The sequence below is a fragment of the Rhizobium sp. BK196 genome (assembly GCF_014193255.1).
In the GTDB taxonomy this organism is placed as follows: domain Bacteria; phylum Pseudomonadota; class Alphaproteobacteria; order Rhizobiales; family Rhizobiaceae; genus Rhizobium.
In genome coordinates this window covers 19480-43622 of the sequence record NZ_JACHZB010000008.1, presented here as the reverse complement: position 1 = coordinate 43622, position 24143 = coordinate 19480, and the positions used below count along the sequence as shown (strand labels likewise).

18 protein-coding genes are annotated in these 24143 nt (G+C 61.0%); 12 read left to right on the top strand and 6 right to left on the bottom strand.

All coding sequences use genetic code 11. The features are described 5' to 3' along the window. The first annotated feature begins 158 nt into the window (after positions 1-158). A complete protein-coding gene (locus FHT78_RS23080; RefSeq protein ID WP_183748905.1) occupies positions 159-3659 on the top strand; it encodes a PAS domain-containing hybrid sensor histidine kinase/response regulator in 3501 nt (1166 codons plus the stop codon). Between the two features lie 3 nt (positions 3660-3662). On the opposite strand, the gene FHT78_RS23075 is transcribed toward FHT78_RS23080, so the two are convergent. Next, complete coding sequence (locus FHT78_RS23075) at positions 3663-4226, bottom strand: TetR/AcrR family transcriptional regulator (protein ID WP_183748904.1); 564 nt, start codon at positions 4224-4226, stop codon at positions 3663-3665. A 298-nt stretch (positions 4227-4524) separates the two neighbouring features. On the opposite strand from FHT78_RS23075, the gene FHT78_RS23070 reads away from it, so the two are divergent. After that, the gene (locus FHT78_RS23070) at positions 4525-5712 is read left to right on the top strand and encodes an MFS transporter (RefSeq protein ID WP_183748903.1); all 1188 of its coding nucleotides are present in this window, start codon (positions 4525-4527) and stop codon (positions 5710-5712) included. Positions 5713-5730: 18 nt separating this feature from the next. Here FHT78_RS23070 and FHT78_RS23065 read toward each other — a convergent pair whose 3' ends face one another. The 4 genes from FHT78_RS23065 to FHT78_RS23050 all read right to left on the bottom strand — a co-directional run bounded on the left by FHT78_RS23065 (position 5731) and on the right by FHT78_RS23050 (position 12500). Further along, positions 5731-6753, bottom strand: coding sequence for an LLM class flavin-dependent oxidoreductase (locus tag FHT78_RS23065; protein ID WP_183748902.1), 1023 nt, complete (start codon positions 6751-6753; stop codon positions 5731-5733). Between the two features lie 383 nt (positions 6754-7136). Then, complete coding sequence (locus FHT78_RS23060) at positions 7137-9350, bottom strand: 3-hydroxyacyl-CoA dehydrogenase NAD-binding domain-containing protein (protein ID WP_183748901.1); 2214 nt, start codon at positions 9348-9350, stop codon at positions 7137-7139. 12 nt (positions 9351-9362) lie between these two features. Next, positions 9363-10571, bottom strand: coding sequence for an acetyl-CoA C-acetyltransferase (locus FHT78_RS23055; protein WP_183748900.1), 1209 nt, complete (start codon positions 10569-10571; stop codon positions 9363-9365). Positions 10572-10709: 138 nt separating this feature from the next. Next, the gene (locus tag FHT78_RS23050) at positions 10710-12500 is read right to left on the bottom strand and encodes an acyl-CoA dehydrogenase C-terminal domain-containing protein (protein WP_183748899.1); all 1791 of its coding nucleotides are present in this window, start codon (positions 12498-12500) and stop codon (positions 10710-10712) included. 204 nt (positions 12501-12704) lie between these two features. Here FHT78_RS23050 and FHT78_RS23045 point away from each other — a divergent pair, with 204 nt between their 5' ends. The 8 genes from FHT78_RS23045 (at position 12705) to FHT78_RS23010 (ending at position 21864) form a co-directional block, all read left to right on the top strand. Further along, entirely contained in the window at positions 12705-13094 is a 390-nt protein-coding gene (locus FHT78_RS23045; protein ID WP_183748898.1) for a hypothetical protein, read from the top strand. Positions 13095-13171: 77 nt separating this feature from the next. Beyond that, complete coding sequence (locus FHT78_RS23040; protein WP_183748897.1) at positions 13172-13855, top strand: DNA-3-methyladenine glycosylase I; 684 nt, start codon at positions 13172-13174, stop codon at positions 13853-13855. Positions 13856-13931: 76 nt separating this feature from the next. Then, complete coding sequence (locus FHT78_RS23035) at positions 13932-14633, top strand: SDR family NAD(P)-dependent oxidoreductase (RefSeq protein WP_183748896.1); 702 nt, start codon at positions 13932-13934, stop codon at positions 14631-14633. An 88-nt stretch (positions 14634-14721) separates the two neighbouring features. Further along, on the top strand, positions 14722-15087 hold the full coding sequence (locus FHT78_RS23030; protein ID WP_183748895.1) for a VOC family protein: 366 nt from the start codon (positions 14722-14724) through the stop codon (positions 15085-15087). 285 nt (positions 15088-15372) lie between these two features. Continuing rightward, on the top strand, positions 15373-19125 hold the full coding sequence (locus tag FHT78_RS23025) for an SEL1-like repeat protein (RefSeq protein ID WP_183748894.1): 3753 nt from the start codon (positions 15373-15375) through the stop codon (positions 19123-19125). 224 nt (positions 19126-19349) lie between these two features. Beyond that, the gene (locus tag FHT78_RS23020; protein ID WP_183748893.1) at positions 19350-20273 is read left to right on the top strand and encodes a sulfite exporter TauE/SafE family protein; all 924 of its coding nucleotides are present in this window, start codon (positions 19350-19352) and stop codon (positions 20271-20273) included. After that, a complete protein-coding gene (locus tag FHT78_RS23015; protein WP_183749149.1) occupies positions 20270-21076 on the top strand; it encodes a TIGR02186 family protein in 807 nt (268 codons plus the stop codon). Before FHT78_RS23020 ends, FHT78_RS23015 begins: the two co-directional genes overlap by 4 nt. 227 nt (positions 21077-21303) lie before the next feature. Beyond that, entirely contained in the window at positions 21304-21864 is a 561-nt protein-coding gene (locus FHT78_RS23010; RefSeq protein WP_183748892.1) for a dihydrofolate reductase family protein, read from the top strand. Here the strand turns inward: FHT78_RS23010 and FHT78_RS23005 are convergent, their stop codons facing one another. Further along, a complete protein-coding gene (locus tag FHT78_RS23005; RefSeq protein ID WP_183748891.1) occupies positions 21865-22446 on the bottom strand; it encodes a TetR/AcrR family transcriptional regulator in 582 nt (193 codons plus the stop codon). An 86-nt stretch (positions 22447-22532) separates the two neighbouring features. Here FHT78_RS23005 and FHT78_RS23000 point away from each other — a divergent pair, with 86 nt between their 5' ends. After that, positions 22533-23480 carry an alpha/beta fold hydrolase gene (locus FHT78_RS23000; RefSeq protein ID WP_183748890.1) on the top strand — a complete coding sequence of 316 codons (948 nt, stop codon included), beginning with the start codon at positions 22533-22535 and terminating at the stop codon, positions 23478-23480. A 57-nt stretch (positions 23481-23537) separates the two neighbouring features. Continuing rightward, positions 23538-24119, top strand: a complete 582-nt coding sequence (locus tag FHT78_RS22995; RefSeq protein WP_183748889.1) for a transglycosylase SLT domain-containing protein — start codon at positions 23538-23540, stop codon at positions 24117-24119. Positions 24120-24143: the final 24 nt, after the last annotated feature.

The following is a 24143-nucleotide window of genomic DNA, read 5'->3' as shown; positions in this document are numbered from 1 at the left end:
TCGTCTCAATTAATCAATCGGCAACTGGAAATTTTCGAACACCATCCCCTTCGGCGTAGAACTTAAGACGAAGACCGTGGGAATTTTCAAACTTGCTGAATTGCCCTAATCTCGAACTGTTCCGGGAGGACGGCGGATTGTCCGCCGGCGGAGGGTCAATGCTTCCAGGCTGGATCATATTTGCGTTTGCCTTGGGTTATCTTCTGCTGCTTTTCGCAGTGGCAAGCTATGGCGACCGCCGGAGCCGGAAATTCGGTGTGCCGGAAGGGGGCCGGCCTGTGGTCTACGCACTCAGCCTGGCGATCTATTGTACGTCCTGGACCTATTTCGGCGGCGTCGGCCTTGCGGCCCATAATGGGTTGGAATTTGCCGGCATCTATATCGGACCGATCCTCGTCTTCACACTCGGCATGCCGCTCTTGAAACGAATCATCGAACTTGCCAAGGCCGAGAAACTGACGTCGGTCGCCGATTTCGTCGCCGCGCGCTACGGCAAGAATTCCACTGTTGCAACCATCGTGGCGCTGATCTGCCTCATCGGCACCATTCCCTATATCGCGCTGCAGCTGAAATCCATTTCAGCGACCGTCACGGCGATGGTCAATCCTTCGGACTATGGCATCGGCAGCGGCAACCTCTACTTCCTCGATCTGCCGCTGATCGTCACGCTGGTGCTTGCCTGCTTCGCCATCATGTTCGGCACCCGCCATACCGACGCGACGGAGCATCAGGACGGGCTCATCCTTGCGGTATCGATGGAATCGATGGTGAAGCTCATTGCCTTCCTGACGGCAGGCGTCTGCGTCATCTGGTTCCTGTTCGACGGGCCAGGCGATCTCTGGCATAGAGGCTCGGAAAACGCCCTGGTCACCGCCGCACTCGACTATCAGACACCGCTCAGCCGATGGATCACGCTGACGTTGCTTTCGGCTTTCGCGATCATCATGCTGCCGCGCCAATTCCATGTCACCGTCGTCGAAAACCGCACGGCAAAGCAGCTTCGGCTCGCGGGCATTCTCTTCCCGCTCTATCTGATCGCCATCAATCTCTTCGTGCTGCCGGTCGCGATCGGCGGACTGCTCATCTTCGGCGGCAACGGCAATGCCGATCTTTATGTCCTTACCCTGCCACTTGCAGGGCAAATGCCTGTTGTCTCACTGATCACTTTCGTCGGCGGCTTTTCGGCGGCGACCGCCATGGTGATCGTCGATTCCGTGGCGCTTTCCATCATGGTGTCGAACGATATCGTCATGCCGTTCTTCCTGCGCCGGAAGCTCGCGGGCCTTGCGAGCCAGCGTGACGACTTCGCCAAGAGCCTGCTCAATATCCGCCGCAGCGCCATCTTCGCCGTGCTGCTGCTTGGCTATGCCTATTATCGCTCGACGGACAGCACGACGGGCCTTGCTTCGATCGGCTTGCTCTCGTTTGCCGCCATCGCGCAGATCGCTCCCGCCCTCTTCGGCGGTATGATCTGGCGGAGGGCAAATGCGCGCGGCGCCATCCTCGGCCTCGCGTCCGGCGTCATCATCTGGGTCTACCTGCTGTTCCTGCCCTCGCTCGGCGGGCCGGATTATTCCTATGTGGCGAGCAATTTCCTCGGCTTCATCTTTCCCGGCACAACGCTTTTCACGGGGCCGGATGCCGATCCTCTCGTCAATGCGACGGCGATGAGCCTGCTCGTCAATAGCGCCGCCTTCATCGTGGGATCGCTGACGCGCAACGCCAAGCCGCTGGAACGCATTCAGGCCGGCATCTTCGTGAAACGGCATTCACGCTCGCAATTTGCCACGCGCGGCTGGAAGACCCGCATCAGTGTCGGTGATCTCAAGACGGCAATCTCCCGCTATCTCGGCGAGGAGCGCATGCAGCGCTCGCTTGCAACCTATGAGCAGACCTCCGGGCGCAAGCTGGAAGACGACCAGCCGGCCGACATGGCGCTCATCCATTTCACCGAGCAGCTTCTCGGCAGCGCCATCGGCTCCTCCTCGGCGCGACTCGTGCTCTCTCTGATCCTGCAGAAAATTGAAGATGCTTCCTCTGACACGGCCTGGCTGCTCGATCAGGCGAGCGAAGCACTGCAATATAATCAGGACATGCTGCAGACGGCACTCTCGCAGATGGATCAGGGCATCGCCGTTTTCGACAGTTCCAATCGGCTGACGATCTGGAACCGCCGCTTCCGGCAATTGCTGGACCTGCCGGAAAACGCCGGCCAGGTCGGTTTTCCGCTATCGGAAATCGTCAGTATCCTCAGCCGGCGCGGCGATATCGCGCCGGGCGACCAAGGCCAAGCGGTGCGGCATTTTCTGACGCTGGACAAGCCCTTCCCGCTCGTGCTCGGCGGCGGCGAGCGCATCATCGAAGTCCGTTCCAACGCGATGCCGGACAAGGGCATCGTCGCGACCTTCACCGATATTACCCAGCGTGTGGCCGCCGATCAGGCTCTTAAACAGGCAAACGAGACCTTGGAACAGCGCGTGGTGGAGCGCACCGCGGAACTGACCCGCGTCAACAAGGAGCTTGCGGAGGCACGCGCGGCTGCGGATGAGGCCAATATCGGCAAGACCCGCTTCTTTGCCGCCGCGGGCCACGATATTCTGCAGCCGCTCAATGCGGCCCGGCTCTATTCTTCGGCGCTCGTCGAGCGCATGGCGCAATCGGAAAACAGCCCGATCGTGCGCAATATCGATTCCGCGCTGGAATCCGTCGAATCCATTCTCGGCGCCGTGCTCGACATTTCCCGTCTCGATACCGGCGCCATGCGCCCGCGGATGGCATCCGTGCCGTTGTCCGACCTGCTGGAACGCATCGAGACCGATTTTGCGCCGATCGCCCGCGAGAAGAAGCTGAAGTTCAAAGTGATGCCGACATCCCTGCGGGTGCGCTCCGACCCGAACCTGCTGCGCCGTCTGGTGCAGAACCTCGTTTCCAACGCCATCAAATATACTGTCAGCGGCACGGTGCTGGTCGGAGCGAGGCGACGTGGCAATCAGGTGATGATCCAGGTGATGGATTCGGGCATCGGCATTCCGCCTTCGAAATTCCGGACAGTGTTCAAGGAATTCGCGCGGCTGGATGAGGGTGCCAAGACCGCCTCAGGCCTCGGCCTCGGGCTGTCCATCGTCGACCGCATCGCCCGCGTGCTGAGCCACAAGGTCGAACTTCATTCAACGCATGGCAAGGGCACGGAATTCCGCATCCTCATGCCGCTCGATATTTCGAAGAGCGTGGAAGCCGCGGCAGCCGTCGTTCCCGTCGACCGCACGGCCCAGCCGTTGAAGGGGTTGCGTATCCTGTGCATCGACAACGAACCGAAGATTCTCGAAGGCATGCGGCTCCTGATCGACGGATGGGGCTGCGATACGCAGGTGACGGATTCGCTCTCTGCCGTCCAGGCGCTTTCGATGCGTCAGCCGCCGGATCTTGTCATCGCCGACTATCATCTTGCCGATGGGACCGGGGTCGAAGCAATCCTGCATCTCAGGCAGCATTTCGGCATCGAGATTCCGGCCCTGCTCATCACAGCCGACAGGACGCCGGAAGTGCGGGCGGCGGCGGAAAGGAACGTCATCGCCGTGCAGCACAAGCCGGTGCGACCGGCAGCACTGCGCGCCTACATCACTCAGATTTCCAGCCTGAAGCGGGCTGCCGCCGAGTGAAGATCATGGGGCTTTACGCTGCCCGAAAACGTGTCCGACAAGCTCCCGCACGCGGGCAGACGTCGGAACATCGCCGAAGAGAATGCGGTACATGATGGGTGCCACGACGCTGTCCATGACCGCGTCGACATCGGGGAAAAACTCGTCCCTCTCCTTCGCCCGGCCAGCAATCGCCTCGATCTGCTGCCGGGTGAAATTACAGCATTTGGTCGCGTTGTCGCCGGTCTGGGCGGCGAGCACATCCCGGACATATTCACGGCCGGGGCCGGAAGACATTTCCTCGGCGTATTGCTCGGCCCACGCTTCCAGATCGCTGGCGCCGCTGCCGGTATCGATCGGCTCCATATCTGGACGCAGGCGTTCGACGGCGACGTCGGCCAGCAATTGCTGCAGGTCACCCCAGCGGCGGTAAATGGTAGACGGGGTCACACCCGCACGCATCGCGATCAGCGGAACAGTGATCTCTGCACGGCTCATCTCTGCCAGGAGTTCGCGAACTGCGGCATGCACAGAAGCCTGGACACGCGCACTTCTCCCGCCCGGGCGGATATTCTCTTTCACTGCCATCTCGAATCCAATTTTCTCCGCCTCCGAAGCGCAGAGCGATCTTTAGAATTCGCCTACAGCATCGGCCCGAAAATCGGAATCGATTTTCGGAAAGCCTGACGCGTAGCTTCAAAGAAGCTTGCGCGCTTCAGGTCTTTTTAGCGTGTCCTGGTCGCAAAACCGGCTGCACGCTTTTGCGCGACCTGCGTCTGATAGTTCAGAAACTTTCATCAACCTATTAACGCAAATTATTTGCCTTTAGCGGTCGCCTTGCCTAGATAGAGCTAACGCAACGATTTAGCCTTAAGAGACTTTATAGATGGTCGCCGCTCCTGAATCCATCAAGAATTCGTCACCCATGGGCTTCCATGCTCTGACGCTCGCTATCCTCTTTGGCGCATCGGCTGCGCCGACGCCGCTCTATCGTATCTATCAGGAAGCCTTTACCGTTTCTCCGATCCTCATCACCGTCATCTTCGCCGTCTATGCCTTCGCGCTACTTGCAGCCCTGTTGATTGCGGGGTCCATCTCCGATCATCTCGGACGGCGGCCTGTCATTTTCGGCGCACTGCTGCTCGAAATCATCGCCATGGCGTTATTTTCGGTCGCCAGCGGGCCGGAATGGCTGATCGCAGCACGCATCGTGCAGGGGATCGCCACCGGTATCGCCGGCGCCTCCCTCGGTGCGGCACTTATCGATGTCGATCGGGCCAAAGGCCAGATCGTCAATTCCATTGCGCCGCTCTCCGGCATGGCGATCGGCGCCATCGGCACAAGCGCGCTCATCCAGTACGGACCGGAGCCGCTGCACCTCGTCTACGCCCTGCTGCTTGTGGCCTTTGCGGTACAGGCCGTTGCGCTGTGGCTGACGCGGGAGACAGGCGGCACGCGACCCGGCGTCGTCGGATCGCTGAAGCCGACGGTTTTCATTCCGCAGCAAGTGAAGAAGCCGCTGTCGCTGGTGACGCCGATCAATATTGCCAACTGGACGCTCGGCGGTTTCTATCTGTCGCTCGTGCCTTCGCTGGTCGTCTCGACCACCGGCAGCCGCGCGCCGCTGACAGGTGGCGCGGTCGTGGCGACGCTGATGCTGTCGGGCGCAATCGCCGTCTTCCTGCGCCGCAGCCGCAGCCCGAAGGCCAACCTCGTCTTCGGCGTTGCCTCGCAGACGCTTGGTATCGCTACCGTCGTTGCCGGCGTACATCTTGCCAATGTGCCGCTGTTGCTCGTCGGCACGCTTTTCACTGGCGCAGGTTTCGGCACCAATTTCCTCGGCTCGATCGGCACGATCATGCCGCTCGCCAAGCCGGAAGAGCGGGCCGGCCTGCTTTCGGCCTTCTACATCCAGAGCTATCTCGCCTTTAGCCTACCGGCGATCCTTGCCGGTTTCCTCGTCAAATCGATCGGTTACGGCGCGACGACGGATATCTACGCAACTGCCATCGTGCTTGTCAGCCTTGCGGGGCTGACAGTGATGTGCATGACAAGAGAGACGGCGACGGCGTGACGCCGCCGCCGGAGGTAATCACCGCCAGCCAAGTGCCGGAGCGACATATTTCAGGATGGATTCGATGACGTGAGCATTGTATTCCACGCCGAGCTGGTTGGGGACGGTGAGCAGCAGCGTATCGGCCTCTGCGATCGCCTCATCCTTCTTCAACTCTTCGATGAGAGCATCAGGCTCGGCAGCATAGGAGCGGCCGAAGATCGCCCTGGTGTTCTCGTCGATGAAACCGATCTTATCCTGTCCTTCATTGCCATAGCCGAAATAGGACCGGTCGCGATCATTCACCAGCGCGAAGATGCTGCGGCTGACGGAAACGCGCGGCTCGCGCTCATGGCCGGCTTCTTTCCATGCCTCTCGGTAGGCGCGGATCTGTTTGGCCTGCTGGATATGGAAGGCTTCGCCCGTCTCGTCATCCTTCAGCGTCGAGCTCTGCAGGTTCATGCCGAGCTTGGCGGCCCAAACGGCCGTGGCGTTGGAGCCGGCGCCCCACCAGATGCGCTCGCGCAGACCTTCGGAATGCGGCTCAAGACGCAAAAGGCCGGGCGGATTGGGAAACATCGGCCGCGGATTAGGCTCGGCAAAGCCTTCGCCCTTGAGCACTTCGAGGAAGACCTCGGCGTGGCGGCGGCCCATATCGGCATCGCTCTGTCCATCAGGCGGATTATAGCCGAAATAGCGCCAACCATCGACGACCTGCTCCGGCGAGCCGCGGCTGATGCCGAGCTGCAGGCGTCCGCGCGAAATCAGATCGGCCGAGCCGGCATCTTCGGCCATATAGAGCGGGTTCTCGTAGCGCATGTCGATAACAGCCGTGCCGATCTCGATGCGGCGGGTCCTCGCGCCGACGGCGGCAAGCAGCGGGAAAGGTGAGGCAAGCTGGCGGGCGAAGTGATGGACGCGGAAATAGGCGCCGTCCGCTCCAAGCTCCTCGGCGGCGACCGCGAGGTCGATCGATTGCAGCAGCGTGTCGCCGGCCGAGCGTGTTTGAGATTGCGGCGAGGGCGTCCAGTGCCCGAACGAGAGAAAACCGATCTTCTTCATGATTCCATCGCTTAAAAATGAGTGTGCTTGCATGCTCTTGGCATGATTCAGGTTAGGCATATAGGCGTTGTGTGCGAATTTATGAGCCCGGCTCGGCTGGATCCGTTGAAGATGCCGAACGAGTCCCGCCGATGTCAGGCGAGGAATCTCCGCCGGACTGGCTGATGGACCAATCAATGTATGCTGAGGGAGTGAATGGTAATCTCGTGTCCTCAGAGGCTCCGGCCACGTTGGCGCGGGCAACCTTTCGAGGATTCTGCGTACGATATCTGTCGCAATGGCTCAGTTTTTGGTTGACTGCTCTTGCGTTTGCAGGAGGAAAGCCTGGTCGGAGATGTGGGCAGTGCGAGGCGACGGCTCTGACGAACTCGCCGCCTCACCAATTACGCCGCCTTATCAGCGGTTGGATAAGGATCGAAACGACCGTAGAAGGTTTCGCCCCTGGAAGCCATGTCCTTCAGCAGCGGCGTCGGCTTGAAATGATCGCCATACCGGGAGGCCAGCTTTTCGGCTGTCTCCACAAAGGCCTTCACGCCCATGCCGTCGATGTAGCTCAGTGCACCGCCGGTATAGGGCGCAAAGCCGAAGCCAAGGATGGAGCCGACGTCAGCCTCGCGCGGATCGGTGACAATACCCTCTTCCATGGTGCGGGCGGCTTCGAGCGCGATGGTCACCAGGAAGCGCTGCTTCAGGGTGTTGACGTCGATCTCAGAGGCCGGTTTTTGTGGATAGAGGGTCTTCAGCTCCGGCCAGAGGAATTTTTTGGCGGGCTTGCCCGGATATTCGTAGAAACCCTTGCCGTTCTTGCGGCCACGGCGGTCGAGTTCGTCTACCAGCTTATTGATGAGCGCAAGGTGGCGTTCGTCGACAGCCTTGGGGCCGAGATCGGCGACCGTTGCCTTGAGGATCTTCTGGGAGAGATCGATCGCCACTTCATCGTTCAGCGAGAGCGGGCCGACAGGCATGCCGGCCATCTTGGCGGCATTCTCGATCATCGCCGCCGGCACGCCCTCGATCAGCATGTCATAGGCTTCGTGTATATAGCGGAAGACGCAGCGGTTGACGAAGAAGCCTCTGGTATCGTTGACGACGATGGGCGTCTTCTTGATCGCGGCGACATAGTCCAGGGCCACGGCGAGCGCACGGTCACCGGTGTTTTTGCCGAGAATGACCTCGGTCAGCATCATCTTTTCGACCGGCGAAAAGAAATGCACGCCGATAAACTGATCCGGGCGCTTCGAATTTTCCGCAAGCCCCGCAATCGGCAGGGTCGAAGTGTTGGAGGCGAAGATAGTCGTTTCCGGGATGACGGCTTCGACCTGCTCAATGACCGCCTTCTTGACGGCACGGTCTTCAAAGACCGCTTCGATGACGAGATCGGCATCCTTCAAATCCGAATAATCGGCTGACGGTGTGAGGCGGGCAAGAAGCGCAGCGCCCTCTTCCTGTGTAAGACGGCCCTTACCGACAGAGTCCTTGACGAGGCCCTCCCCAACGCCCCTGCCCCTGATGGCAACCTCGATATCGCGATCAATCAGTACGACCTCAAAGCCGGCAGCGGCCGTGACATAGGCAATGGATGCCCCCATGAAGCCGGCGCCAACGACGCCAACCTTTCTCAACTCGGTCTTCGGCACATTTGCCGGGCGGCGGGCGCCCTTGCCGAGTTCCTGCATGGAGATAAAGAGCGAGCGGATCATCGAGAAGGCTTCGGTGGTCTGCAGCACCTGCGTGAAATAGCGCTGCTCGATCTTCAGCGCGGTGTCGAAGGGAACCTGCAGGCCTTCATAGACGCATTTCAGGATGGCGAGCGCACCGGGATAGTTACCTGATGTTTCGCGGCGCAGGATGGCGGGAGCTGCCGGCCAAAGCTGTGCAGCGGCGGGTGTCCAGATGCCGCCGCCCGGCACCTTGAAGCCCTTTTCGTCCCAGGGCGCGATTGGCTTCAGGCCGTCCTTGATCATCTGCTTGGCGGCCGGGATCAGCTGATCCGGCTCGACCACCTGATGGACGAGGTTCATGGCCTTGGCGCGCGAGGCATTCAGCGACTGGCCCGTCGTCATCATCTGCAGGGCGGACTGGGCATCGGTCAGGCGCGAGATGCGCTGCGTGCCGCCGGCGCCTGGGAAAATGCCGACCTTGACTTCCGGCAGAGCGATCTTGACGCTCTTGGCATTGGAAGCGACGCGGCCATGGCAGGCGAGCGACATTTCCAAGGCGCCGCCCATGCAGGTGCCGTTTATCGCCGAGACCCAGGGCTTGCCACAGGTTTCGAGCTTGCGGAAGAGGCCGGTCATGCGGCCAACGAGATCAAAGAGTTTCTGCGCCGCACCGTCAGGATTTGCGGCTTTCTCCTGCTGGTAGAGAGTGAACATGGACTTGATCATCGAGAGATCGGCGCCGCCCGAGAAGGAGGACTTGCCCGAGGTGATGACCACGCCCTTGACGGTGCTGTCGGCGACGGTCGCATCGATGATGGCGTCGAGTTCGTTCATCACCTCTTCGGTGAAGACGTTCATCGACTTGCCGGGCATGTCCCAGGTGACCAGGGCAATACCATCCGCATCGGTCTCGACGGTGAAGTTGGTGTAGCTCATCGTCTCTCTCCCTTAGACGCGTTCGATGACGGTTGCGGTGCCCATGCCGGCGCCGATGCAGAGGGTGACCAGTGCGGTGTTGAGATCGCGGCGTTCAAGCTCGTCCAGCACGGTGCCGAGGATCATGGCGCCGGTCGCACCGAGCGGATGGCCCATGGCGATCGCACCGCCATTGACGTTGATTTGATCGTGCGGGATGTCGAAAACCTGCATGTAGCGTAGCACCACGGCGGCGAAGGCTTCATTCAATTCGAAAAGGTCGATATCGGCAAGCGTCATGCCCGTGCGCTTCAAGAGCTTCTCGGTGACATCGACGGGGCCGGTCAGCATCAGGGCCGGGTCGGAGCCGATGTTGGCGAAAGCCTTGATGCGGGCGCGGGGCTTCAGGCCCATGCTCTCCCCGCCGGCCTTGGAGCCGAGGAGGACGGCCGCGGCGCCGTCGACGATGCCGGAGGAATTGCCGGCGTGGTGGACATAGTTGACGCGCTCGACTTCCGGGTGGGCCTGGATCGCGACGGCTTCGAAGCCGCCCATTTCGCCCGGCATCTGGAAGGAGGGATTAAGGGAAGCGAGCGCCTGCATATCCGTGCCGGGGCGCATGTGTTCGTCATGGGCGAGGATGGTCAGGCCGTTCTGGTCCTTGACCGGGATGACGGAATTCTTGAACCAGCCATTGTTCCAGGCATTTGCCGCGCGCTTCTGGCTTTCCACGGCATAGGCATCGACGTCATCGCGGGAGAAGCCATATTTCGTGGCGATGAGATCGGCCGACACACCCTGCGGCATAAAATAGGCGGGGAAGTTCACTGAAGGATCCATAAACCAGGCGCCGCCGGACATGCCGAGGCCGACACGGGACATGCTTTCAACGCCTCCGGCGATGACGATATCGTCGGCGCCCTGGGCGATCTTGCCGGCGCCGAAATTCACGGCGTCGAGGCCGGAGGCGCAGAAGCGAGAGATCTGCATGCCCGGTGCTTTCGTCGAATAACCGGCTTCAAAAGCGGCAGCCTTGGGGATAACGGCGCCGGCATCCATGACCGGATCGACGCAGCCCATGATGATGTCATCAACCATCTCGGTATTGAGACCGTTGCGGTCGCGGATTGCCTCCAGCGTCTTTGCCGCGAGGCGCACGGAGGGCACTTCGTGGAGCGAGCCGTCCTTCTTGCCGCGGCCGCGGGGCGTGCGGACGTGATCGTAAATGAAAACCTCGGTCATTGTCTCATCTCCCTGGCGGCGCAGAGGCGCCGGTGAATTTTGCTGTTCCGGCAGGCCGAAGCGGAAAAACCTGCGTCTGCGGCCCCCTCATCCGGCCTTTCGGGTCACCTTCTCCCCGCGGGGGAGAAGGGGTCGCGATCAAAATGCTTCGGCGGCGAGTTCCATCATCGTGTCGGCGCCGGTTTCGATGCGGGCCTTGCGCAGTGCAGTTTCAGGCATGATGCGCTCCATGAAGAATCTCGCCGTGATCAGCTTGTTCTTCAGATAGTCCTCCCTGGCATCGCCGACGGCAAGGCGTTCGTGGGCGGCTTTGGCCATGCGCGCCCACATATAGCCGAGAACGACGAGGCCGAAGAGGTGCATGTAATCGGTGGAACCCGCACCGGCATTGTCGGGCTTTGCCATGGCATTCTGCATGAACCACATGGTCGCGCCCTGAACATCGTTCAAGCCCTTCTTCAGGTGCTTGGTGAAGAAGCTGAGCTGCTCGTCATTGCGGTTTTCTTCGCAGAAATCGCCGATTTCCTTGAAGAGCGCCATTGCGGCGCGGCCGCCGTTCAGCGCCAGCTTGCGGCCGACGAGATCGAGCGCCTGGATGCCGTTCGCGCCTTCGTAGATCATGGCGATGCGGGCATCGCGCACATACTGGCTCATGCCATGCTCTTCGATATAGCCGTGACCGCCGAAGACCTGTTGGGCCATGACGGCGTGGTCGAAACCCTTGTCGGTCATCACGCCCTTCAGGATCGGGGTGACGAGGCCGAGAATATCGTCGGCGGTCTGGCGCTCGTTGCTATCGCTGGCGCGGTGGGCGATATCGGATTTCAGCGCGGTCCAGAGCAGGAAGGCGCGGCCGGCCTCGTTGAAGGCGCGGATGGTCATCAGCGAGCGGCGGATATCGGGATGGACGATGATCGGATCGGCCTTCTTGTCCGGCGCCTTCACGCCGGACAGCGAGCGACCCTGGATGCGATCGCGGGCGTAATTGGCGGCGTTCTGATAGGCGACCTCGGAAATGGCGATGCCCTGCAGGCCGACCATCAGGCGGGCCTCGTTCATCATCACGAACATGGCATTGAGGCCGCGGTTTTCCGCGCCGATCAGATAGCCGGTCGCCTCGTCGTAGTTCATGACGCAGGTGGCGTTGCCGTGGATGCCCATCTTGTGTTCGATGGCACCGCAGGAGACGGCGTTGCGGGCGCCGGGCGCGCCGTCCTTGACGAGGAATTTCGGAACGATGAAGAGCGAGATGCCTTTGGTGCCCTCAGGCGCGCCTTCGATGCGGGCCAGCACCAAGTGAATGATGTTGTCGGCCAAGTCATGCTCGCCGGCGGAGATGAATATCTTTTGACCTGATATCTTGTAGCTGCCATCAGTCTGCGGCACTGCCTTGGTGCGCAGCATGCCGAGATCGGTGCCGCAATGCGGCTCGGTGAGGTTCATGGTGCCGGACCAGCTGCCTTCCACCATCTTCGGCAAGTAGGTGCTCTTCTGCTCGTCAGTGCCGTGGACGAGGATCGCAGCGATAGCCCCCTGCGTCAGACCCGGATACATCATCAATGACATATTGGCCGCCGAAGTATATTCGCCGACGGCAGCGTGCAGCGTGTAGGGCAGGCCCTGGCCGCCGAATTCTTCCGGCACGGCAAGACCGATCCAGCCGCCTTCTCGATAAGCCTGATAGGCTTCTCTGAAACCCTTCGGCGTCGAGACCGTGCCATCGTCGCGGCGCAGGCAGCCCTCCTGGTCCCCGGAATAATTGAGGGGGAACAGGACTTCCTCGGCCACCTTCGCCGCCTCGCCCAGGATGGCCTCCACCATATCAGGCGTGGCATCGGCAAAACCCGGGAGATTGTTGTAGCGCTCGAGACCCAGCACGTCGTTCAGCACGAAGAGCGTGTCGTTCACCGGGGCCTTGTAGACTGGCATCGTTCGAATTCCTCCAATTCGGCAACCGGATCGCTCCGGCTTTGAGACTCTCTTACAAAATATTGACGTTTGCGTAAACGTCAAATTCTGCTTGTGGGCGATTTTGTGAACTGGTGCGAAGAGCCTTGGAATAGTCCGTTGCTTCTCCGGCTAAGCGCGCTACACTCCTTATGCGACTTTAGAAAAGCCTGGGAGGAGCTGTTCATGAAGAGAGCGTGGCCTGCGGAGTTCAATTCCGTTTTCGATACGGCCGAGGAAGTGACCATCGAGCCCATAACAGTCGAGCCGGTCAACGGCGAGAGACTGGTTGCGCATGATGAACCGCCGGCTCCGCGCAAAGCTCTGAGGGTGCGCATCCCCATGGAAACCTATGAACGCATCTGGCCGCTCGCCGAAATGCGCTTCCGGCCGGCAGAAGGCCCTTATGCCGGCAAGGCGGTAACGCTGATCGCCACCAACCCGCACTATCACCCCTGGCACCCTGCCGATGGAGGCAGCGAGGAGAAAGTCAGCGATAGCGGACGGCATTACAAGATCGATTATCTGATCGTGCATTTCCTGCTCGACGACGTGCGCGAATCGGTTGCCGCTTGAGCATCGACCAGACGGCTTGAGACACAACGGTTCCCGGAATAGGCTTGCGCCAGCAACGTCCATTCGGGAGCCAAGCTTTGAGCGATTTCGACATCATCCGCCGGCGCGCCGAGCAAAGAAAAGGCGGAGCCGATGCGCTGAAAGCGATGCTGCCGGCCATGCCTGACCGTGAGGCGTTGCGCGCTCTGCCGGACGATCGCATTCTTTCGCAGATGACGCGGCGGATCTTCTACAGTGGCTTCGTACACAAAGTCATCGACAACAAATGGCCGGGTTTCGAAGAAGCGTTCGACGGCTTCGACCCTGCAGCCCTCAATATCGCTCCCGACGAATACTGGCATGATCTGACCAGCGACGACCGCATCGTCAGGAACGGCGCAAAGATCATGTCGGTACGCGCCAATGCCGCCTTCGTGCGGGAGCTTGCGAATGAGGCCGGCAGCGCCGGCGCCTTCTTCGCCGATTGGCCGCCCGAGGACCATATCGGCCTGCTTGAGGTGCTCACCAAACGCGGCAGCCGGCTGAGCGGCGGCACGGGACAATATTTTCTGCGCGGCATCGGCCGCGACTGCTTCATCATGACGAGGGATGTGCTGGCCTGCCTGAGGGATGCGGGCGTGCCGCTTTCGGCATCCGGCACCGGCAAGAAGGATCAGCAGCTGATCCAGCAGACGTTCAACCGCTGGGCCAAGGAAACGGGACTGCCGCTCGCCTACCTCTCGCGCATCTGCGGGCTTTCGATCGACGCGCCCCAGGAGTGAAATATTTCCGGGCAGCGGTTTTTTGACAGGCTGCGACTGCCTACCTCTCCGGAAGGTTCATCCGAAGGAGAAGATCATGGTCGAGTTTCCCTATCGCAGCGCGCTTATTGTCGGCGCCGGTTCCGGCATCAGCGGCTCGCTTGCCCGCAAGCTTGCAGAGCGCGGCGTCAAAGTGAGCCTTGCGGCGCGCAATATCGGCAAGCTCGGACCTTTGCTCGATCAAACCGGGGCGAAGGCTTTTGCTACCGACGCTTCACAGCCCGCGGCGGTTTCTGCCCTCTTCGAGCGCCTCGATGCCGAAATCGGCGAGCCAGACATCGTCATCTACAATGCCAGCGGCCGGGTGCGCGGGCCGATTGCCGAGCTCGATCCCGCAGAGGTGCAGCAGGCGATCGCCACTAGCGCCTTTGGCGGCTTTCTCGTTACCCAGCAGGCAGCCAAACGCATGATCTCGAAAGGGCGCGGGGCTATCCTGCTGACGGGGGCGACGGCCAGCATCAAGGGCTATGCGCAATCGGCGCCCTTTGCCATGGGAAAATTCGCGCTGCGGGGTTTGGCACAAAGCGCTGCCCGCGAGCTTGGGCCACTTGGGATCCATGTGGCGCATTTCATCATTGATGGTGCCGTGCGCTCCGCCACGAGGCCGGATAGGGAAGACAAGCCAGACGATACGCTTTCGCCCGATGCGATCGCGCAATCCTATATCGACGTGCTGCTACAGCACCGCAGCGCCTGGTCGCAGGAGGTGGAGTTGCGGCCCTGGACGGAAAACTTCTGATTCAGCCGGTCTCGATAGAGCATACATGTTTCCCGAAAGCGTCGAAACCGGTAGGATCGGACCAGTTTCGACAGCCTGGGAGGGAACGATGCTGCGTCTGGACCATGTGACGATCGATACACGCGATGCGCCTGCCATGATCGCTTTTTTCGAAAACATTCTTGGCGTAAAGGAAGGCTATCGGCCGCCCTTTCCCTCGCGCGGTCACTGGCTTTATCTCGACGACAAGCCGGTGATCCATCTGAGCCTGACGGAGCGGGCTGACGATTTTCCGCCCGGCATCTTCAACCATGTGGCCTTCAGCCTCTTCGAATTCGAACCGGCGCTTGCTCGCATCAAAGCCGGCGGCTATCGGTACGAATATCGCGATATTCCGGACACCGACCTCGGACAGGTATTCATCTACGGGCCTGAGGGCGTGAAGATCGAGCTGCAGTACAAGCGGCCGATCTGAAGATTTGCGCCCCCCGAATTGGTAGGAAGAGCGCAAAAGTTAAAAAATTCTCATCCGGGTTAACGAGTTCTTTACCACGTTTCGTAAAAGGTGCGCGGTGAGCATTGGCGATCTGCATTCCTTTTCTTTGTCTCGCGTTTCAGGAATGTCGCCGAAAGACTATCCAGCCTGAGGAAAGTCTAATTGACTATTCCCTTATGGATGGCGCTCTCCGACGTGTGCTCCGGTATGCTTCGGAAAAGGCAATGATCGAGCCCAGACCGGGCAGTCGAAGCGAGCAAGAACATGAACGGATCGCGATCACATTCTTCCCGGCATTCCGACAGGACCTCGCTCGATGCGTTGAACCGCACTATCGAGGGGCTGGAAGCGCGAATCGAGGGCCTGATGGGCAGCGGGCGCGAACAGCGGCCCCGCGATCCGAAGCCCGAACGCGATCCCTATGCCAGTTCCTACGCGCCCCGCACAGCCGATCCGCTGGCGGAAATCCGGCAACGCCAGCGTGCACTCGACGCCACCAGAGAGAACCGCGAGCGCGCCTATACGCGCGAAGCTGCACCGGCTCTTCTGCGTGAACCTGCTCTCGCGCCAGCCCCGCAGCGCGCTCCGGCGCCGCAGCCGGCGGCACCTGGCCTGCGCGCCTCCGGCGACACGATGACCGAAATCGCCCAGGCGCTCGTGAACCTACGGCAGGACCTGAAGCGCGACATTTCCGAAGGTGTCACGCGCGAGATGAATGCGCTGCGCACGGAACTGAGGGAAATCAAGGCGAGCGCGCAGGACCGACATTTCGCCGACGACATCCGCGCCGACATGGGGCGTCTGTCGCAGAGCATTGCGCAGCTCACCAGCCGCTCGGCCGGACCGGAAGCAACCGGCCTGCGCAACGAATTCGAAGAGCTGCGCTCGCTGATGGACGGCCTGGCGCGCGAGGATTCGATGCGCCACATGGAACAGCGTTGGGACAGTGTGGAAAACCGCCTGGCGGAGCTCGACACGGCCGGGCTGCAGGAAGAGCTGGTCTCGCTTGCCTACAGGCTTGACGACATCAAGCGGCATCTCGGTGGCATGGGCGAAAGCCCGGCCGTGCAGGCGCTGGAAGACAAGCTCATCACCATCGCCTCCGCTGTCGAGCAGTTCGGCAACCTGATCCAGCCACACGATCGGATCATGTCCGAACAGTTCGCCGCCATGGATACGCGGCTCGACGAGATCAGCCGCGCGATCGCCGCCGGCGGACGCACTGCCACCGGCATCGACCCGGCACTGATGCAGCGGCTGGAAAACCGCCTTTCCGCACTTGGCGATCAGATCGAACTGATGAGCCGTGCCGCCATGAGCCGCCTCAATCCCGCCGACGATATGGCGGACCGGCTGGAAGCGCTGACGGCGCGCGTGGAAGACCTCACCAAAACGGAAGCGACCTCACGGCTCGACGAGCGGCTGGAACACCTTTCCCTTCTGCTCGAGCGTACGCAGAAGACGGCGCCGCAGCAGGACCTGACCCGCGCGCTCTCGGATATCTCCCGCAAGATCGATGCGCTGGAAAACGGTTCGGTCAATGACGCGCTTGCCGAACGGCTCGACCATCTCGCACGCCGCATCGACGAAATGGAAATTCGCCCTGCCCCGGCGCCTGTTATCGACGACAGGGCCTTTCAGCGTCTCGAAGGGCGGCTCAGCGACATCGCCGCGCGGCTGGAGGAAAGTACGGCGGCGCCGCCGACCGACATGCGCGCGCTGAAGAACCTCGAGGAGCAGATTGCAAATCTCTCCGAGCTCCTGAACGCGCCGCGCGAAGTATCAGCAGATCTCGACCGCCGCATGGGCGCAATCGAAGATTATATCGCAACCAACGACGAATATATTATCGAGGCAGCGCGGCAAGCGGCTGAGGCCGTGGTCGATGCCTATTCGCGCAACGGCGGAGCGCAGGGCGCTACGCCCGCAGAGAGCGACATGTCGGCCCTCATCGCGCTCGCCGAAGATCTGCGGAACCTCGAAGATCTGAGCCGCGACAGCGAGGAGCGCACCCACAAGACCTTCCAGGCCCTGCACGAGACGCTGCTGCACATTGCCGACAGGCTGGACACGATGGAAGAGCGAGTGCGCCCGGCCGCCACCCGGATGCCGGCTGCAGACGTCGATTTCGACGTGGATCCCTATGCACTGGTCGACGCAGGCCGGGAGTCGGCTAAAGCTCCTGTGATGCAGGCGCCGAAGGCTTCGCCGGTGCTGCGCACGGGCGATATGACCGAAGAGGTGCCGAGCCGTAAGCCTGAACCGGCATTGGCCGACGGCACCAGCGCGATCGCCATCGAAGCAAGCCAGCCGGCAAAACCCGCTCTTGCCGCCAAAAGCAGCCTTCTTGCCGGCATTGGCCGGAAGCTGATGCCTTCACGCAAGACGGAACCGAAGGCTGCTGTCGAACGCACGGTCATCAATCCCGCTCCGTCGATCGATCCCGTCGACGTGGTGCCTACTGAGGCGGCAAACGAGCTCTTGGAACCGGGGTCGGGCGCGCCAGACGTCAAGAAGATTCTGGAGCGCGTGCGCGCCAGCCAGAACGCCCAGCGCGGCAAGCCGGCCACCGAAAACGATCGTGCGGACTACATAGCCGCGGCACGCCGCGCCGCGCAGGCCGCAGCCATGGAGATCGACAATAACGCAAAACCGGCGACCCGCGCCGAACGCCGCGCGGCAAAGCCGGAGAAATCCGGGCAGGGCGGGGCGTTTTCGCGCTTCCGCCGGCCGATCCTGCTGGCGGTCGGCGCCGTGCTGCTTGCCATCATGGCCTTCCCACTCGCCCGTACGCTGACGACAGGTCAGAAGGCGCCGCCGCCGGTTGAAATCTCGGCTCTGACCGGGGAGACCGAAACGCCGCAATCAAGCATGGCAGCGCCAGCCCCGGTTGCGCCGGAAACAACGGCACCGGAAACGGCCAGCCAGCTGCCCGCATTGCCACCAGAGCCCGCTCCCGAAACAGCCGCTCCGGGAGAGCCACAGGCGACAACGCACGATCACCTGACCGACACCACGCCGCTCGACGGCGAAGGTGCCGGGGATTTCAGCCAGGCACCGGCACAGGATGCGTCCGGCGTCGTTCCAAGCGCGCCCTTGGCGCCGGCAGCGGTGCCTGCCGCCCCCCCGGCCGCCTCGATCACCGTTCCCGATACGATCCAGCCGCAGCCGCTTGCCGATGCCGCGCGCAACGGCGACGCGTTGGCGCTCTTCGAAATCGGTGCGCGTTATACCGAAGGCCGCAACGGCCTCGTCGCCGATCAGAAGCAGGCTGCAAACTGGTATCAGCTTTCCGCCGACAAGGGCTTTGCGCCTGCGCAGTACCGTCTCGGCAGCATGTATGAGAAGGGTAACGGCGTCGATCGCGACGTGCAGAAGGCCAAGACCCTCTACGAACGAGCCGCAGGCCAGGGCAATGCCAGCGCCATGCACAATCTCGCCGTACTCTACGCCTCCGGCGCACTCGGCCAGCAGGATTACACGACGGCGGCCTCCTGGTTCCAGAAGGCTGCGGATCTCGGCATCACCGACAGCCAGTTCAACCTCGCCATCCTCTGCGCTCGCGGCAACGGCGTGCCGGCGGATCTGGAAGAGTCCTACAAGTGGTTTGCGATCGCCGCCAAAGCCGGCGACAAGGACGCCGCCCAGAAACGCGACGAAGTGGCGAAAGCCATGAAGCCGGATCAGCTCGAGCGCGCCCGCGCCAAGGCCGATCTCTGGAAACCGCAGCCGCTCGACAACAAGGCGAACGGCATCGAGATCCCGGACGCATGGGCAAGTGGCGCTGCCCCGAAGACGGCAACCATCGACATGAAGAAGGCGATCCGCAACATCCAGGCGATCCTCAACAATAACGGCTTCGACGCCGGTCCGCCGGATGGAGAAATGGGCACAAAGACGGTAAGCGCCATCAAGAACTTCCAGAAGTCGATCGGCCAGGAGCCGACCGGGAAGGTCAATGACGACACGGTGAAGGCGCTTCTGGAGCGTAACAAACCGGGTGCCAAGGCCATCTAAGACAACCCGGCGGCACCCTGCCGCAGGGCTTTGCGCACTTTCGTGCCAACTGTCACAAAACCTGAAAAAAGCCGGATTATGCGGGACATATCGGGACTCGCATCCTGCTGACCATGCTTTTTTTCTTCGAAAGCCTCTGGCAACGTTTTCACAGTAGGATGCGCCATTCGAATGGGGACGTGAGAGAGCAGCTCCGGCGGGAGCGGCGATAATCGGGGTCGGCTGTGACAATCTATCTGCCCATCGCAGAATTGTCGGTGAACATCTTCATCATTCTCGGCATGGGGGCTGCCGTCGGATTCCTGTCCGGCATGTTCGGCGTTGGCGGCGGCTTTCTGATAACGCCCCTCCTGATCTTCTACAACATTCCTCCGGTCGTTGCCGTCGCAACGGGGGCCAACCAGGTTGTCGCTTCCTCGATATCGGGAGCGATCACGCATTTCCGACGCGGCACGCTGGATGTGAAGCTCGGCACTGTGCTGCTTGTCGGCGGTCTTTCGGGCGCGACGGTCGGCATCTGGATTTTCTCGCTGCTGCGCGCCGTTGGCCAGCTCGACCTTTTCATCTCCCTGCTTTACGTCATCTTCCTCGGCACGGTCGGCGGGCTGATGCTTTGGGAAAGCGTCAACGCCATGCGCCGTGCAGCCCGTAACGAAGCGCCCGCCCCTCGCCGGCCCGGCCACCAGCACTGGGTCCACAAGCTGCCGCTCAAGGTGCGGTTCAAGAAATCGAAGATCTATCTTTCGGTGATCCCGATCGTGGCACTCGGCTTTGCGATCGGCATCCTCACCTCTGTCATGGGTGTCGGCGGCGGTTTCATCATGGTGCCGGCGATGATCTACCTGCTGCGCATCCCGACCAACGTGGTCGTCGGGACCTCGCTCTTCCAGATCATCTTCGTCACCGCCTATACGACGATCGTGCAGGCCGCGACCAACTATTCCGTCGATATCGTGCTCGCCTTCTTCCTGATGCTCGCCGGCGTCATCGGTGCACAATACGGGGTGCGCGTCGGCCAGCGGCTGCGCGGCGAGCAGCTGCGCGCGCTGCTCGGCCTTCTCGTTCTTGCCGTCGGCCTGCGCCTCGCTGTCGCTCTGGTCGTGACGCCGGAAGACATCTATTCGGTGGTCATGGGAATGGGGAACTGATGCTTCAGCTCCTGCTGCTCCTCCTTACCCTTCTCATGCCTGTCGCTGCGGCGGCACAGGTGCTGCTGCCGGGACAGGGAACGACGCGGGCCGAGCGCGAGGGGCTGGAAATCGGTACCTCCACCAGCGAAATCGCCATTACCTCCGATTTCCGCGGCGCGGACCTGACGATTTTCGGCGCGGTGACGAATACCGACGACCTGCTGCTTGCCATCGGCCAGTATGACGTCATCGTGGTTCTGGAAGGCCCGCGCGAAGACGCCACGGTGCGCAAAAAGGAGCGGGTCTTCGGCATCTGGATCAATACCTCGTCAATGACCTTTGCCGAGGTGCCGCATTCCTACTCGATGTCGAGTTCGCGCTCGATTGACGACATCACGACGCCGCTCGACCTGACCGGAGAGGGTATCGGCATCGACCATATTCCGCTGCGCCCGATCGATTTTGCCGGCAACTTCAACAGTCTCAACGAATTCCGCACCGCCTTTCGCCGTCTGCAGCAGGTCGGGGGTCTATACGAGCGCGACCCGAGCGGGGTGCGCTTCGTCTCCTCCAATCTCTTCAAGGCAAGCCTGCGGCTGCCGGCCAATATTCCGAACGGCGTGCATACGGTACGCGCCTACCTGTTCAAGAGCGGAAAGTTCGTGACGCAGAAATCGCAGCCGTTGCGGGTCATCAAGACCGGCATCGAGCAGACGATCACCGATGCGGCGCATGAGGAGCCGATTTTCTACGGCTGTTTTGCGGTGCTGCTGGCCGTGCTGACGGGATGGGGCGCCAGCCTGATCTTCCGCAAGGATTGACCGGACCTATTTTTCGTCGCCGACGACCTCTGGAAGTTTCCTTCGAATAGCCAAGCGCAGGTTATACCCGGCGGCAGAAGCTCACTCCGATGCCAATGACGGGTGAGCGATGACGCTCCGCGATACATCCTCAAAACCGCTTGCATTTTGCTATCAGTCGAGTTACGTTTAACCAGTTTCTAAACACAACTGGTTTTAATATCGACACGGAGCGAATGGAGGCTGAAATGAGAAAGCTTGTTGTCTGGAACCTGATGACGCTGGATGGCTATTTCGAGGGATCGAAACCGTGGGATATCGATTTCCATAATCTGGCCTGGGGGCCGGAGCTCGAAAAATATGCCGAGCAGTTCGGCGAGGAGGGCGATCTTCTGGTCTTCGGCCGCAAGACCTATGAGGGCATGGCCGCCTACTGGCCGACCGCCGAGGGCGAAGAGAAGATCAAGGCTTATATGAACGGCATCGCCAAGATCGCTGTCTCGCGGACCATGGAAAAGGCGGATTGGAACAATACGCGCGTCGTCAATGATCCAGTGTCCGAACTGAAGCGGCTGAAGGAAGAGGATGGCAAGACGATCTTCATCTTCGGCAGCGCCGAGCTCGCCGATACCCTTCTGAAGGCGGGGTTGGTGGATGAAATTCGCATCTGCCTGGTGCCTGTCATTCTCGGCGGCGGTAATCCGCATTTCAAGCCTGCGGATGCACAGCAGCCCCTGAAACTGCTCGACTCGTCTGTGACGAAGAGCGGCGCAGTGATCCTGCGCTACGAGCCTGTCAGAGCTATCTGATCATTTGCCTTTACAGGCTGCAGCCAGCAAGGCTGCGGCCGCTTCGCCTGCTGTTCCCATATAGTTAGGATCGCGATGCAGGAGCACGGCGGCAAAGGAGCCGTCGAGCAGCAGAATGACCTGGCGGGCGAGTTTCGGCGCCTCGATAAGATGCTGTTCCTCGAAGAGAGCAGCGAGCCATTGCTCGACATTCTTCTTATGCGCGGCGCCAACCTTGATGGCGGGATGGCCGGGCATATTGGCAAGCTCAGCGGAGGTTCTGAGATAACCGCAGCCCTTCCATTTCGGATGTCGGGCAGAACGGGCGAGATTGTCGAAAATGCCTTTTACCTTCGCCGCGAGATCGCCGTCCGTTTCTGCAAACCAGCGCCTGTAGACAGCGAGATTGGGCTGATCCCGGGTTTCCAGATAGGCGGCGATCAGATCGTCCTTGCTGTCGAAATGATAATAGAGGGTGCGCTTGGTGACACCAGCCTTCTCCGCCACGGCATCGACGCTCACGGCCCGAATGCCTTCGCTGTAGAACAGTTTGGCGGCGGCGGCAACGATGCGTTCGCGTGTGTCGGAAGCAGATTTGACCATGCCGGCAATGTATACCGACTAGTGAGTATCCTCAACATCAACTGTCACTTACTGTTCCCGCCAAAGCGCAGGCAAGGGAGAGACATATGCCGGCTGCAAGCAAGCGGAGGAAGAGCGACCTTGCACAGGAGGCGGGAACTGTCGTGATCGGATGCCGTGATGGCATTAAACTTCGCGGCCATCTCTGGAGTGCCATCAGCTACAACAGCATCGGCAGCGTCGTCATCAATCCGGCGACCGGCGTTGCGGCACGTTATTATCACTATTATGCGCGCTTTCTCGCCGAACACGGCTTTGACGTGCTGACCTATGATTATCGCGGCATCGGCCTGTCGCGCCCAGAACGGTTACGCAACTGCGGCTATCGCTGGCGGGACTGGGGCGAACTGGATTTCGATGCGGCGCTGCTTTTCATGGAAGGCCAGCGGCCCGGCCAGCCGCTTTTCGTCGTCGGACACAGTATCGGCGGCTTTCTGCCCGGCCTTTCGGCCCATGTCGACCGCATCACGCGCATGCTTGCCGTCGGCGCCCAACATGGGAACTGGCGAGACTATGCCCCCGCGCACCGCTGGCGGCTGCTGCTGAAATGGCATCTTTTCATGCCAGCGGCGACCTTGCTGCTCGGCTATTTTCCAGGGCGGCGTCTCGACTGGCTCGAGGATCTGCCGAGGGGCGTTGCGTTCGACTGGGCGTTCCAGCGGGGATGGATCGATCCTCATCCGCCGGCTACCGAAAGGGCCGGCGCCTCGAAGCCCTTCGAAAATTTTCATGCGCCAATCCTGAGCCTCACCGTCACCGATGACGAGATTGCGACCGTCCACGCCATCAGGCGCGGTCTTTCCCATTATCGCAACGCAAAGGTGGAAGAAGTGCTGCTGACGCCGGAAGATCTCGGATTTCCGAAAATCGGGCATTTCGATCTTTTCCACGCGCGTCACGCCGCCGGCTTTTGGCTCGACACTCTGCTCTGGCTGCGGGACGGCACCAATCCCTGGCCCCGGAAAAAACTGCCGGAACATCTCGTATTCGCATAAAAACCGCTCTTTAACGTTTACGAGTTAGTAATCTCTCGGAAACGAGAGGTTTGTATCATGCGTACTCGTATCGTGCTCGCGTTCGTCGGACTGGCCCTGCTTGCCGGCTGCGCGACAGCGCCCCGCCAGACGAAGAATATCTGCGCCGTCTTCGACCAGAAAGACGGGCTCTTCACAAGCTGGCAGGGTGCTGCGGAGCGTGCGGAGAAGAAATATGGCGTGCCGGTGCCGATCCTGATGGCGACCATGTATGTCGAATCCGGCTTCCAGCCCTATGCGCGCCCGCCACGCACGAAACTTTTCGGCTTCATTCCCTGGACGCGGCCGTCGACCGCCTATGGCTATTCGCAGGCACTGAACGGAACCTGGGACCACTACCAGTCGGAAACCGGCAACTGGGCCGCACGACGGACAAATTTTTCCGACGCGATCGATTTCATCGGCTGGTACCACTACAGCAACGCCCAAGCGACCGGCATTCCGCTCAACGACGCCTATAATCTCTACCTCGCCTATTATTCCGGCCCGACCGGCTACAGGCGCGGCGACTGGCGCAACAACGGACAATTGCAGCAGACGGCGCAGAAATTCGCCCGGATGGCCGGGTCCTATCAGCAGCAGTTGCAGGGATGCAATTGAACCCTTCCCTTCGCGGGGAAGGAG

Bases quoted from the DNA above. Each gene is read 5' to 3' on its own strand.
- FHT78_RS23080 (WP_183748905.1), top strand. From the start codon at position 159: ATGCTTCCAGGCTGGATCATATTTGCGTTTGCCTTGGGTTATCTTCTG.
- FHT78_RS23075 (WP_183748904.1), bottom strand. From the start codon at position 4,226: ATGGCAGTGAAAGAGAATATCCGCCCGGGCGGGAGAAGTGCGCGTGTC.
- FHT78_RS23070 (WP_183748903.1), top strand. From the start codon at position 4,525: ATGGTCGCCGCTCCTGAATCCATCAAGAATTCGTCACCCATGGGCTTC.
- FHT78_RS23065 (WP_183748902.1), bottom strand. From the start codon at position 6,753: ATGAAGAAGATCGGTTTTCTCTCGTTCGGGCACTGGACGCCCTCGCCG.
- FHT78_RS23060 (WP_183748901.1), bottom strand. From the start codon at position 9,350: ATGAGCTACACCAACTTCACCGTCGAGACCGATGCGGATGGTATTGCC.
- FHT78_RS23055 (WP_183748900.1), bottom strand. From the start codon at position 10,571: ATGACCGAGGTTTTCATTTACGATCACGTCCGCACGCCCCGCGGCCGC.
- FHT78_RS23050 (WP_183748899.1), bottom strand. From the start codon at position 12,500: ATGCCAGTCTACAAGGCCCCGGTGAACGACACGCTCTTCGTGCTGAAC.
- FHT78_RS23045 (WP_183748898.1), top strand. From the start codon at position 12,705: ATGAAGAGAGCGTGGCCTGCGGAGTTCAATTCCGTTTTCGATACGGCC.
- FHT78_RS23035 (WP_183748896.1), top strand. From the start codon at position 13,932: ATGGTCGAGTTTCCCTATCGCAGCGCGCTTATTGTCGGCGCCGGTTCC.
- FHT78_RS23030 (WP_183748895.1), top strand. From the start codon at position 14,722: ATGCTGCGTCTGGACCATGTGACGATCGATACACGCGATGCGCCTGCC.
- FHT78_RS23025 (WP_183748894.1), top strand. From the start codon at position 15,373: ATGAACGGATCGCGATCACATTCTTCCCGGCATTCCGACAGGACCTCG.
- FHT78_RS23010 (WP_183748892.1), top strand. From the start codon at position 21,304: ATGAGAAAGCTTGTTGTCTGGAACCTGATGACGCTGGATGGCTATTTC.
- FHT78_RS23005 (WP_183748891.1), bottom strand. From the start codon at position 22,446: ATGGTCAAATCTGCTTCCGACACACGCGAACGCATCGTTGCCGCCGCC.
- FHT78_RS23000 (WP_183748890.1), top strand. From the start codon at position 22,533: ATGCCGGCTGCAAGCAAGCGGAGGAAGAGCGACCTTGCACAGGAGGCG.
- FHT78_RS22995 (WP_183748889.1), top strand. From the start codon at position 23,538: ATGCGTACTCGTATCGTGCTCGCGTTCGTCGGACTGGCCCTGCTTGCC.